The following is a 13,105-nucleotide window of genomic DNA, read 5'->3' as shown; positions in this document are numbered from 1 at the left end:
ACGCCTGTGCCTGCGGGCAGGGGCGCTGGATTTATTGCTATGATGCGCACGCCACAGCTTTTTGGATAGAACGATCTGAAAAACAAGGAGGCAGAAACAATGGCAATCGAATTTGGTTCCCGCAAAGAGACCTTTGACAACTTCAAGGTCTACGAAACCATGTTGGCCGGCCGCCCGTTCAAGGTTGAAATGGGAAAGATGTGCGGCCTGTCCAATGCCAGCGCACTGATCCGCTACGGCGAGACCTGCGTGATGTGCAACGTGGTCATGAGCCCCAAGCCCCGCGAGGGCGTGGATTTCTTCCCGCTGAACGTGGAGTACGAGGAAAAGCTCTACGCCGCAGGCCGCATTCCCGGCAGCTTTATGCGCCGTGAGGGCCGCCCCGGCGAGCGCGCTATCCTGACCAGCCGCGTGGTGGACCGCCCCATGCGCCCGCTGTTCCCCAAGGAGATGCGCAACGACGTGTGCATCACCATGACCGTCATGAGCCTTGACCCGGATTGCAGCCCCGAGATCGCCGGTATGATCGGCGCTTCTCTGGTGACTGCCGTGTCCGATATCCCTTGGAACGGCCCCATCGGCGGCGTGCAGGTGGGTCTGGTTGACGGCGAGATCGTGCTGAACCCCACCCAGGAGCAGCGCAAGGTGAGCGACCTTGCCCTGACCGTTGCCGCCACTATGGACAAGATCGTGATGATCGAGGCCGGCGCCAACGAGGTGGACGAGGACACCATGCTGACCGCCATCAAGACCGCACACGTTGAGATCAAGAAGATCATCGAGTTCATCAACAAGATCGTGGCCGAGCGCGGCAAGCCGAAGATCGACTTCCAGGTGGTGGGTCTGGACATGGATGTGTTCCACGCCATCCAGAATAAGTACTTGGACGATTTCAAGGCCGCTATGGACACCGACGACAAGAACGTGCGTGACGCAGCCCTGCTGCCCATCATGGACAAGATCGCCGAGGAATACCCCGACCTGTCCGCCGCCGATTTGGATCTGGTAAGCTACAAGATGCAGAAGTTCGTGGTGCGCCGCTGGCTGCTGGATGAGGGCAAGCGCGTGGACGGCCGCGGCATCAACGAGATCCGCCCGCTGGCCGCCGAGGTGGGCATTCTGCCCCGCGTGCACGGCTCCGGTATGTTCACCCGTGGCCAGACGCAGGTGCTTACCACCTGCACGCTGGGCGGCACCAAGGACAACCAGTTGATGGATGACCTGACCGACGAGCAGACCAAGCGCTATATCCACCACTACAACTTCCCGCCGTACTCTGTGGGCGAGGCACGCGCACCGCGCAGCCCCGGCCGCCGCGAGATCGGTCACGGCGCACTGGCCGAGCGTGCTCTGGTGCCGGTGCTGCCCTCTCTGGAGGAGTTCCCTTACACCATCCGCTGCGTGTCCGAGGTGCTCTCTTCCAACGGCTCCACCTCTCAGGCTTCCATCTGCGGCTCTACGCTGGCATTGATGGACGCAGGCGTGCCCATCAAGGCACCTGTTGCCGGGATCTCCTGCGGCCTGATCACCGAGGGTGAGCGCTGGATGACCATGCTGGACATTCAGGGCGTGGAGGACTTCCACGGCGATATGGACTTTAAGGTCGGCGGCACCCGCAAGGGCATTACCGCCATCCAGATGGATATCAAGATCGACGGCCTGACCTACGACATCATTGCCGAGGCCTTCGAGAAGTGCCGCAAGGGCCGCCTGTATATTCTGGACGAGATCATCAAGCCTGTGATCGCCGAGCCGCGTCAGGAGCTGAGCCGCTGGGCACCCAAGATGTTCAGCATGATGATCCCCACCGACAAGATCAAGGACGTCATCGGTAAGGGCGGCAAGGTCATTCAGGACATCTGCGCCACCTGCAACTGCAAGATCGATGTGCAGGAGGACGGCCATGTGTTCGTCTCTGCCGTGGATCAGGAGGACGCAAAGCGCGCCATCTTTACCATCAAGACCATTGTGGAGGACCCCGAGATCGGTGCCATCTACAAGGGCAAGGTGACCCGCCTGATGAACTTTGGTGCCTTTGTGGAGATCGCCCCGGGCAAGGAAGGCCTTGTGCACATCTCCAAGCTGGACACCAAGCGCGTAGAGCGGGTAGAGGACGTGGTCGCCGTGGGCGATGCCATCGTGGTCAAGGTGACCGACATCGACCAGCAGGGCCGCATCAACCTGAGCCGCCGCGACGCTATTCTGGCACTGGAAGCCAAAAAGGCCGCCCAGCAGCAGTAAAAACCTAATACAGACTGCATAAAATGAGAGCCGCTGTACGTTTTGTACAGCGGCTCTTTTGCGTGGGGAACCCTCTCAGGCTTACTGTGTTCGCCAGCTCCACCGAAAGGGGAAGCTTTTTGCACGCCTGCAAGCTTAGCGCGAAAGCCGGAAGGGGTGTTCCGCCGCAGCGCCGCGCTTCCGTAGGAAGCAGGCGCTGCAAATGCAGTTCCCGGCTACGACCCCTCCTGTGAAAAAAGCGTCTGTCGCGCTCCGCAGAGTGCGACAGACGCGAAAATTTAAAATAATCTTTCCGCTGAACATGGCCAGAGCGCAGCGGAGGCCATTCAAAATTGTGCCGTGCCCGGCAGGGGAGAGAGCACAAAAAGCTCCCCCTTCGGGGGAGCTGGTATCGAGCAAAGCGAGATGCCTGAGAGGGTTCGTGCCAAAACCCCACCCGTGAAAAGGCAATTCTGGAAAATCCGCAGATTTTCCAGAATTGCAAATTTGAAAATATATTTTCCACTGATTATGCGCAGAGCAACGCGGAGCGCATTCAAAATCGTGCTGTGCCCGGCAGGGGAGAGAACACAAAAAATGCTCCCCCTTGCGGGGGAGCAAATTCGGCAACGCAACGCCAAGCTATGCCGAATAGAAAGAAGACGGGGTCAGTTTTCCTTTTTGCCCTGACGGTTCAGCACCCAGCCGATGGCAAAAAGCAACACACCGCTGCAAGCCAGTACCGGCACAGGCCAGTTCAGCTGGCCGGTCTGGGGCAGAACAGGCTTATCGGGGTTGGAAGGGGAGACCGGGTTATCCGGGTTCCCGGGGCTTACCGGGTTGTCCGGGTTACCGGGACTTACCGGGTTATCAGGGCTGTCCGGGCTTACCGGCGTGTCGGGCGTATCCGGCGGCTCCGGGGTGTCAGGCGTGTCGGGCGTATCCGGCGGCGTGTCAGGCACATCCGGGGTGTCGGGGATGTCCGGCGTTTCCGGGATGGTGGCACCTACCTTGGGGGTGGCGTCCACATCGTAGATCCAGTTGTCGCCATCGGGCATGGGGATGGACACAAGGAAGGGCTTGATGGCCTCGTAGCCGTGGGATGCCTCGGTCTGCACGACCAAGTACAGCCCCTGCGGCAGCTTGGTAATGTCGGCGTAACCCTCTTCGTTCACGTCCTGCTGGGCGGCAATGGCGGGCACTGCGGGCAGATACTTTACCAGCTGGTCAGCCAGTGTGCTGTCGGAAAGATCGCCCAGCACCACACCGCAGCCCGCAAAATCGCCGGTATAGTCAAAGTACAGGTTGCCGTTGGTGCGCTTGACCGAGGCCACCTGATACAGGGTCAGCTCGCCGCCGCGCAGGGGCACATCGTTGTGGGTGTCGTACAGGCGGACGTGGAGCGAACCCAGACGCCCCAGCACAATGTTGGCACTGGTGGCAAAGGCCGGCAGGGCGCAGCATACCACAAGGCACACAGCCAGCAGCACAGCCGCCAGACGATGACGCAAATCAATGCTTTTCATGTTCTTCACCTCTCGTTTTCTTGGGTTTGCGTGTAGAAAGCAGCATACCGATCAGCAAGATCAGCAGCATGGGCAGCGCCATAATGGGCGCAACAATAATGGGTTCAATTTTAAGCGCTTCGGCGGTAACGCGGAGGTGCTTGTACTGATCCGGGGTCTCCACGCGGCGGCCGCGCACCAGCAGGCGATGGGTGTTGATGCCGTAGGGGGTGCAGGTCATCAGGGTGACGTAGTCCTTGCCTTCGGCGATCTTCAGCTCATCGGTCTCGGTGGGCAGCACGATGGAGATTTTGTCCACCTCGTAGGTGAGCACCCGGTCCAGCACGGTGATGGTAAAGGTATCGCCCACTTCCAGCTGGTCGAGGTTGGTAAATAGCTTTGCGCTGGGCAGGCCGCGGTGCGCCGAGATGACCGCGTGGGTGGACGCGCCGCCCACCGGCAGGCTGGTGCCCTCTAGGTGGCCTGCGGCGATCTGCAGCACGCTGTCGCCGGTGCCGTGGTAGATGGGCAGCTCCACGCCGATTTTGGAGATGGTGATATAACCCATAATGCCCGTGCCGGTAATGTCCAGCGTTTCGTTGTAGCCGGAAAGCTGATCCGGGCGGTAAAGGGCGTTTTCGTTGGCGGCCACCTGTGCGTTAAAGGCATCGGCGGCGTCAAAGTAGGCGCTGTAATCCGCATCGGTCATGTTGTCCACGTCCTGCGCGTAGCTTGCCACCGCGCGGGACTGGTTGCGCTGGTTGACGTAATCGCTGATGGTGGGGTATAACATCACGGATAGACCCACGAAAAAGACGAGGATCAATATAATGGTGCTTTTGTTCTTTTTCATGGGCTACTCCCTAACGTTATAGTTTCAGGATCAGAGCAGGAGGCCTTGCGGCCCCGCTCTGTGCCGGGGAAAAGGAGAGCTTAGCGGTTCTCCATGCGCTTTTTGGTAATGAGCAGAACAGCTGCTGCAACCATCAGGCCGCCGCCAACAACGTAGAAGATGGTGGTGCCGATGCCGCCGGTGCCGGGCAGGGTAGTGCCGCGGTTGTTCTCAATGTTAGTAGACAAAGAGCCCTTACTTGTATCAGGGGTAAATTGAATTTCACCAATGGTTGCAATACCAGACAGGCTAGTCAGCTTGGGATCTTCAGAGGTGACGTCATGCTCAGCAGTAACAGTAAAAATCTGCTCATCAATAGTGTTATAGCCAGCAGGGGTAATAACTTCTTTGATCTTATAGGTACCATCATCCAGACCGACCCATTCAAACGTGGTCTTATCTTTATCTACAATGGTATATTCACCAGCAGCAGATTCAGTAGCGTTGTTCAGTGCGACCAGATTCCAGTCACCAGCCTTGTCCTTCTTATACAGTGCAAAGGCGGCACCCTCCAGTGCTTTAGTAGTAGCACCATCGATTTTGTTTGCAATGACCTTAAAGGTGAAAACAGTGACCTTGTCATTGGGAGTGGTGGTAGTGCCGTGGGTGTCATAAGGGTTGTTAGAGTATTCCAGATATGCCTCGTTGGGGTTGCCCTTGGAGCCAATCACAGCGTTCTTGTTCAGCTTAGACTTGTACTCAACAACGACCTTAGCATCAGCGGCAGCGCTACGGATTTGTTTCAGATCTTCAATCACAACATGGAAGGTGCAGCCATCGGTCAGGCCGGTGGTGATAACTTCATACTGGTCAGCGGTCAGTTCAGTGCCGCCAACCTTAACCTTTACAGTGTCCTCCAAAAAGTCCAGACCAGCAGACTGTACATCGTGGAACACGAACTTGTAGGTCTTGTAGTCAGCAAAGTTGCTTGCAATCTTAGCGGTCAGCTGGAAAGGAACCTCATCGCCGATATCATGGTCAGCGCTGTCCTGCCAGTTGGAGGTAGTGTCGTCAGTGGTGTCGTTGATATCCTTAACTTTCTTTTCCAGAGTGGGCTTGTCACCCTTCGGGAAAACATTAACATCCTTAACGACTTTCAGAATAAAGCTGGTGTAGGTTTCGTGCTCGCCTACGGAACTATTCTTGACCAGATAATAACCGGCAGACAGACCGGTGATTTTGCCAGCATCGTAAGTGCCGGAAGTTGCATCAAGGTAGCTGCTTACTTCCTCAGCAAAAGTCTTGACGTTAGCTTCATTGAGGCTGGCAGCTTTGGTTTTAGCATCGCCGAGAGCAGTTTTACCGGCTTCGCTGACACCAGTACCCCAAGTAACATTGGACAGGGTGCCATCATGAAGATCACCGGAGAAGATCTGGTAGGCTTCATAAGTGCCAACGGGATTGTTGATGGTAATAGTGTAAGTAGTGCCAGTGCCAGCAGTACCAGCACCCTCAGCAAACGCCGGGATCGCCATGGCGCAAACCATAGCAACTGCCAGCAGCGCAGCCATGAGTTTCTTCATTGCTTTCTTCATGGAGAAAAGCTCCTTTCTTTTCTCTGCCCCTTGCCGCCCCCTGCATTTTTGTGCAGGAGGGGGGAGGGGTGTGGTTTTTGTTCGGACTATCGCGTAAACTTTGCGCTGGGCGGGCGGGGGTTAAGCTCCGGGCGTCCGGCAGGGAAGTGCAGTTTAGTCATCTGCCCTCCCTTCATGTCTGCGCTTGCGGTGGATAAAACTATATGCCAGCGCAGACAGCATCATTGTGCCGCCCACGGCTGTATACGGGAGTGTACCGGTGCCACCGGTAGAGGGGAGCTCGTAGCCGGTGTTGTCTTTTTCCTTGTTGGTCACAACAATGGTACCGGTGCCCTGTACGTTGTTATTGGAGTAGCTCACATCGTAGGTCTGACCGGTGCTGGTCTCCTTTACATAGAAGTAGCAGCTAAGGTCAACGGCGGGTACAGGATAGGTGGCTTTCCAACCGTTTTCCTTAGTAAGCGTCAGGGTTTCTACACGCTTACCTTCGCCATCGGGGGCGGTGCGCTTGTAGAGCTCCACGGTGATGCTTGGCGGCAGCTTTGCATCGGCTCCGTCAATGGCATTGCCGTACTTATCTTCCCAAAGCTTTTGGATAACAAGGCGGTTGCTTGCGTTCTTCACCGTAAGGGTAATGCTTTCACCCTCATAATAGAAGTTGATGTTGTTCTTATCGACCCCGGTTGCGGCAGCGTTTTCGCCCACTGCCGTGTTATAGGCAGTATCCTTACTTGCCAGATCGGTAGTCCAGATAAAGTAGTGCGGGGTGGGGTCTACTGCATAACCATCGGGCGCTTTGGTCTCGGTCAGGCGGTAAAGGGTGTTGTAGGGACGCAGAACAGTACCGTCACCGGTGGAGGTGCTGCCGCTGTCCGAGAAGGAAAGATAGAAGGAACTGCCATCTTTTATATTTGCGTCAATGATCTCGTGCAGTGTTTTGTACGTGCCAGTTGCAGCATCAAAGTATTCCAGCTTGAAATGCGCGCCATACAACGAGGTGGAGATGTTTTGACTATCGACCTTATGGATGGTCAAGCCAATGGTATTTGCGCTACCGCCCATTGTTTGCTTTTCAACCTTTGTTTTTACCTCTTTGACTACATAGGTCTCAAGCTGTGCAGTGTTCTTCATCTCATATTCGGTATTGCTGGTGTTCTTGTACTTATATTCCAGCAGATACGAATGCCCGTTCGGTACTTTTACGGTAAGGATATACAAATTCTGGTCGCCGCCAGAATTGGTGGTCTCCTCGTAGTCCACATCGTAAGCACCGTTGGGGATCAAAGCACCCGTTGTTTTGGTTTGCGCATCGTAGGAATAGAGTTTGACCGAGGACTGAACCAGCGCTGCGGTGTTTTTCTTGCCGTCCTTCACAACCAGCGTATCGGTCAGGGTAATCTTTTCTGCATGACCGATCATTTTTCTGTCCGGGTTGATGACAACAGAATAATCGACCGTATTGGAACTCTGGTTATAATGGCCGGATTTTGTTGCAAGAATGGAATGGTGCTCAACATCGGTTTTGGTCTCAGACTTGCCTACACCATTCCACTCAGCGGAGTTAGTGAAAATCTTGGTTTCCGTATCAAGGTTCGAATCCCAGATGGTATCATCCACCTCGACTGCATAGCGGATGTAAAAAGAAGTATATTGATCCGCAACGTAGTTTAGTTCGTCCTGCAACGTGAAGGTCAAGGTGTTTTTTGTGGAATCATACTTGTTAGCAAAGAAACGGTCATCGCTCAGGCTGACATTATCATTCCATCCTTTATGGCTACCATCCGCAGCAGTGTAGGATGTACGATCATAGTAATAATTATTCCATTGGTTACCATAATATTGGGCAACCAACTTAGCAGAGCCAGCAACATATTTTACATAATCTGGCAGCTGATCGGTGATGGTGGCCGGAAGATTCAGAGGAGCTTGGTTGGTGACCAGCTTGAGCTGGTAGTAGATGTAGGTCTTGCCATCCTCACCGTTGCCGGAGGTCACCTTGACATTTTCAGTCTTGTAATAACCTTCAGACGTTGCACTCTCAGGCGGCTTGTCGGCAGACATCTTGATCAGCTGCATGGGGGAAGGTGTACCCGGGATGGTGTACTCGTACTGACCGGAACTGCCACCGGACTCGTTCTTGAAGTAAATGGTCTGTCCTTCGCCCAGCCCGGTGGAATCGCCCCGCGTGGTATAGCTTGTGATCTCAACGGATTCCACAGGATTGCTGTTGTTAAAGCCCTCCTTATGGAACACAAGCTTGAAGGACTTAATCTTCGTATTTGAGAGATCGTCCGGTACAGTTTTGGTGGTGCTATCTGCGGTCTTTAGCGTGTAGACTTTGGTAGTTGTATCAACGTTTCTACCGGTATAGTACCGTACCTCAAGCCGCAGACCGTTGTTTTTAAGCTGGTCATAATGGATTTTGGTGTCATCTTTAAGCGTAACAACGAGGTTCTTTATGATCTCAGCCTGCAAGTCTTTCAGGATAGCGTAGTGATCGTTGTTTTCATTCTTGCCAGAGGAAACCCAAGGATCATTGATGTAATCTTTGATCTCAAGGTGGTTATCCTTCACGCCATCTTTTTCACCCCAAACGATGGGAGGAATGACCTTCAAGCTCCAAGGCAGAGTGAAAACCTTGTTGTTTGCCTTATCCTCTGTAAGTTTGGTGTCTGCCGTTGCCTTCTTTTCGGTGGTCTGACCACGGTCGTTGTAGGACGCATCACCGGAAGCTTCCCACTTTTTGTTGCCGTTCAGTTCCAAATAAGCGTTGTTTTTGACCTTATCGCCGATTTGGAAGTTCGCAGGAGCAGTGGTCGTATAGATAACGGTGTAGCTGTAAGCCGGGTTTTTATACTGCTCACCCGAGAAGGTGTAGGAGAAGGAGCCTTTCCCCTTGTCAGGGAAATCGTTGGTTTCGTACTGGCCATCGACCTTGAAATAACCGGTCATCGTGCAACCGCTCGGCAGGGTATCCTTGAGCACATAGCCGTCCATGGATACACCGTTGGGCATAATGGTGACAGTCCATGTGATCTCATTCTTTTTAGGATCGTAGCTGCCGCTCTTGTTCAGCTCGTCTCGGAAATAGATCTTGCTGCCGGACTTTTCATCGTTTGCAAGCGCACAGTTGTACAAGTCGGCACCGTCCGGGCCGATATGATCCACGACCACATCGTACTCAAGAACATAGCGCTGGTTTTCTTCCAGTGCGGGCAGACCTTTGCCGTTCATGTCAGTGATCTTGATGCCGGGGTTACCATCAGCAATGCCTTTGTCTGTCAGGCCGCTGCTTTTAACGTCGGTCACCTTGAAATCTTCATTTGCTTTAAGCTCTTTAAGAACTGTATCGGTTTTGCGGTCTTTTTTAGTGATCGTAATGTTCTCATAAGTGGCAGTATTGGCAAAGTTGCTGTTTTCCGTTAGCTTCATGTAATCGCTCAGATCAATGGCCTTGCCGCTGCCGTACTTAGAAATCGCCTGTACGACATAATGTAGCTTATACTTGCCATCCTCTGTCCGGCCGGTGATTTTGCCCTCCTTTTTAAGGTCGAGATTTGTTTTTTTCTCGATTTTGATCGTTGTACCGCCGCCGGGGAACTTGATCCCCTCGTTGGTCTGAACATTGTCGCTGTCTACCTTACATTCAACAAAGAAGTGGCCGCTGGTTTGATGACCGTGAAGGTCGCTATTAAAATCAAGGGTAACATCACCATTTTTGGTGATGATAAGCGTACCGATTATTTTACCATCTTTATCCTCAAGATCAGCAGTGCCATTCTCAGATAGCTTAAATCCATCGGGCAGCTTGTAGGTCAGCGTCGTGGTACCTTCAGGCAGGTTATCGGGGATGGTAAAGTTGTAGGTAAGGCCAACAGAGCCGCCATCCTTGACAGTCAGGTCAAACGTATTAACAGTACCGCTGTCCTTTACTTTATACTGCGTGTCGTCAATCTTAACTGTGATGTCTGTGATCCAATCCTCTTTCAGCTGGGTAGTAAGACCCGCCGCCGCAAGCATCATAGGTGCCCGCAGTGCGCCGTCAACGGCAGAGGAGAGCATCTCGTCTGCGTACTGGGCATAGGCAACACTCACCACGCCCAGAACCTCGGCGGTGGAAAGGGTGACCTCAGCCACCTTGCCGTCCACATCGCCGGAGATAACGGTCAGCGTGTTCTCGTCTGCTTCGCTCACGATGCCCACGGTCTCCACAGGTTCAGCGTCAGTTACGGTAGTGGTCTGCGGCTCGGCAGCGGGGGAACCCACGCTGGGCGCAGCGGTGTCGGCGCTGTCCACCGGCTTTGCGGCGGGCTGGTCCGTGTCAACGGTGTCGGGGGTATCAGGGATATCAGGGGTATCGAGGGTGGTCATGCCCTCGGCGGCAGGGGCGGTATCCAGCGCAGCAGTGCCGGATTCCTCAGGCTCTGCGCCGTTCTCGCCCTCGGCGTCCATGCTGAACAGGTCGTCCAGACCGTCCGCTGCACCGTCGGCGCTGCTGTCCACAGCCACGGTGCGGGTGACGTACTTATTATAAATAACGATGTCGCCCACATCGGCAGAACTGCCGTCCTCGCCGTCCAGCAGCCATTCCATGTCGCTCATGGAGCTGCGCAGGGCAAGCACGCTGGCCTCCTGCGGGATAGCGCTCTGGGGGATACCGGCATACTTCAGGCAGTAAGAGAGGAACATCACGTCCCACTCGCCGTAGGGGTTGCCGTAGGACTGGCCGTAGCGGGAGTAGTAGCGCAGGGTCACGCCGTCCGCGGGGTCGATCTCAAAGTTTTTCTCGCTCTGCTCGTAGCCCAGCTGGGTTTTTGCCACGCTGACCAGATCCTCGGCCCAGTTGCCGGAGATCACGGCCTCGGCGTTGGCGGCCTGCCACTCCTCGGGGGTCTCAAGGTCAGCGGAGGTGTCGCTCAGGCAAGCTACGGTGTGCTGATGCTCCGGCAGGGGGCAGGTGAGCACTTCCTCGTAGCAGGCGTCGGTGTGGTGGTGGTAGATGGGCTCCACGGTGTCCACCATCGGTGCCAGCGCCACGGGCTCGGCCACAGCCATCGCTGCCAGCTCGGCGCTCTGGGTGGGCTCCACTACCTGCTCCACAAGCTCGCCGTCCTGCAGGCCGCAGGTCAGCTCGTACTCGGTGGTATAGCAGCTTTCGTCGTGGGTATGCTCAAATTTGTCGCAGATCAGGCTGCCGTCCTCGGGGTCAAAGCAGTCGTCACCGTGGACGTGCTCTTCCTCCATGCAGGTCAGGGTCTGCACCTCGGTGTAGCAGTCCTCGGTGTGCTCGTGGGGCACAAACTCGATCTGCGGCTCCAGCGACAGCGGTGCGGGCTCTTCCTCAATGGTGGGCTGGCTGGTCGCAGCAGCGGCGGTGGCCACCTCGTCCGCATTTTCAAGCTCGCCTTCCTCGTAGCCGCAGGTCAGCACCTTGGTGTAGCAATCCGCCGTGTGGGTGTGCTCCTCCTCGCCGCACTGGTACTGCGCGGTCATCGAGATGCCCACGCCATGCAGCTGCCAGTTGACGAACAGGGTGGTGATCATGGCAAGCGCCAGCACGAATGCGGTGTAGCGCCGCAAGGTGTGCCGGTTCTCGCGGAACCGCTCCATGTACGTTTTAAGGATGTCGTTCATAACGGAATACCTCCTCCCGGGGTCAGTGGATCAACGAAAAGCTGGACAGGGGCCATACCCTCAAGAACACCCTGCCCACGATCTGGCTTTTTTCAACGCAGCCTATCACGCTGCTGCGGCTGTCGATAGAAGTGGCGCGGTGGTCGCCCAGCACGAAGTAGCGGTTTTCCGGCACCTGATAGGGGAACCGGATGTCGCATTCGCCCACGGTCAGCGTGTCCACATAGGGTTCATCCAGCGCCACGCCGTTTACCGAGACCACGCCGTTCACGTCCATATCGATCACATCACCGGGCTGACCGATGATGCGCTTGAGCAGCAGCTTGTTCTGCCAGTAAAACCCGCACAGCTCGCCGTTTTCAATGTGGTTGGATTTTACCAGCAGGATAATGTCCTTGTCATTCAACGTAGGGTTCATGCTGTCGCCGGAGACCTGAAGCACCGGCAGAAACAGCGTAGCCAGCAGCACGGCTGCTGCGGCCACCACCACCAGAATATAGATCGTACTGCGCAGCACCCGCTGGTAGCGGCTCTGGTACGCAAGACGCTCACGTTCTGCGGCCACTTCCTCGGTGGAAGGGATGGAAGCGAACCGGATATCGCGTTTTTTCATGTTTCCTCCGAAGGCAGGCCGTCGGTGCTGCGGTACTGGTCCAGCAGCTCGTTGGCCTTGCGGTCAAATGCCTGCCAGCGCTGCTGCACCTCCTGCTCGGCGCGCTCCACCATGGCCTTGCAGTCGGCCTCGGTCTGGGTGCGCTTTTGCGCGGCGGCGGCGGTCATGGCGTCGCATTCCTGCTGCGCCTGCGCCTTCAGGCTGTCGGCGTCTGCCTGTGCCTGTTCCAGAATGCGTTTGGCCTCGCTGCGCGCCTGCGAAAGGGTGTTGGCGGCGGTGGCGTTGGTGTCCGCAAGGCTGGCCTGCACCGAGTGCAGATAGTCATCGGCGGCGGCCTGCGCGGCGGCGAACACGTTGTTCAGCTCCAGCGCGGCCTGCGCGATGGAACCGGCGCTTTCCAGCCGGAGCTGCCGGTCCTGCAGCTGCGCGGTGAGCGCGGCGTTCTGCGCCTTGAGCTGGTCCTCGCTCTGTTTCAGCGCATAGATGATCTCTATCAATTCAGCGCGGTGCATTCGCCGCAGTTCACGATCTGCCATTTACGTACAAACTCCCAAATGTAAGATGACGAAATTTCTTTCGAAAATTCCGAAAAAACTTAAAGAAAATGCCTGAAAAATCGCTTGCCGCCGCGCGATTTGCGCGACCAGAGAGGTCTTTTATAAACTACTTTATTCTAACACATCCCCTGTAACAACAATATAACAAA

At 55.5% G+C, this 13,105-nt stretch carries 7 protein-coding genes; 1 reads left to right on the top strand and 6 read right to left on the bottom strand.

Annotated elements, in window-relative coordinates; translation table 11 throughout:
* Positions 1 to 99 precede the first annotated feature (99 nt).
* Positions 100 to 2,241 (top strand): polyribonucleotide nucleotidyltransferase, encoded by a 2,142-nt coding sequence (locus MTP39_RS10620; RefSeq protein ID WP_117526857.1) that lies wholly within the window; start codon positions 100 to 102, stop codon positions 2,239 to 2,241.
* A gap of 647 nt (positions 2,242 to 2,888) precedes the next feature.
* Here MTP39_RS10620 and MTP39_RS10615 read toward each other — a convergent pair.
* From MTP39_RS10615 to MTP39_RS10590, 6 genes are all read right to left on the bottom strand, one after another.
* Positions 2,889 to 3,746: a peptidase gene (locus MTP39_RS10615; RefSeq protein WP_249240490.1), complete on the bottom strand. Its 858-nt coding sequence runs from the start codon at positions 3,744 to 3,746 to the stop codon at positions 2,889 to 2,891.
* Positions 3,733 to 4,578: a class C sortase gene (locus tag MTP39_RS10610; RefSeq protein WP_249240489.1), complete on the bottom strand. Its 846-nt coding sequence runs from the start codon at positions 4,576 to 4,578 to the stop codon at positions 3,733 to 3,735. Before MTP39_RS10610 ends, MTP39_RS10615 begins: the two co-directional genes overlap by 14 nt.
* An 80-nt stretch (positions 4,579 to 4,658) precedes the next feature.
* Positions 4,659 to 6,152: an isopeptide-forming domain-containing fimbrial protein gene (locus tag MTP39_RS10605; protein WP_249240488.1), complete on the bottom strand. Its 1,494-nt coding sequence runs from the start codon at positions 6,150 to 6,152 to the stop codon at positions 4,659 to 4,661.
* 153 nt (positions 6,153 to 6,305) lie between these two features.
* Positions 6,306 to 11,786, bottom strand: coding sequence for a SpaA isopeptide-forming pilin-related protein (locus MTP39_RS10600; RefSeq protein ID WP_249240487.1), 5,481 nt, complete (start codon positions 11,784 to 11,786; stop codon positions 6,306 to 6,308).
* A gap of 22 nt (positions 11,787 to 11,808) precedes the next feature.
* Entirely contained in the window at positions 11,809 to 12,399 is a 591-nt protein-coding gene (gene lepB / locus MTP39_RS10595) for a signal peptidase I (RefSeq protein ID WP_249240486.1), read from the bottom strand.
* Entirely contained in the window at positions 12,396 to 12,935 is a 540-nt protein-coding gene (locus MTP39_RS10590) for a hypothetical protein (RefSeq protein WP_249240485.1), read from the bottom strand. Before MTP39_RS10590 ends, lepB begins: the two co-directional genes overlap by 4 nt.
* Positions 12,936 to 13,105: the final 170 nt, after the last annotated feature.

It is taken from the genome of Faecalibacterium sp. I3-3-33 (assembly GCF_023347295.1).
GTDB lineage: Bacteria > Bacillota > Clostridia > Oscillospirales > Ruminococcaceae > Faecalibacterium.
This window is presented reverse-complemented; position numbering and strand designations above follow the sequence as displayed.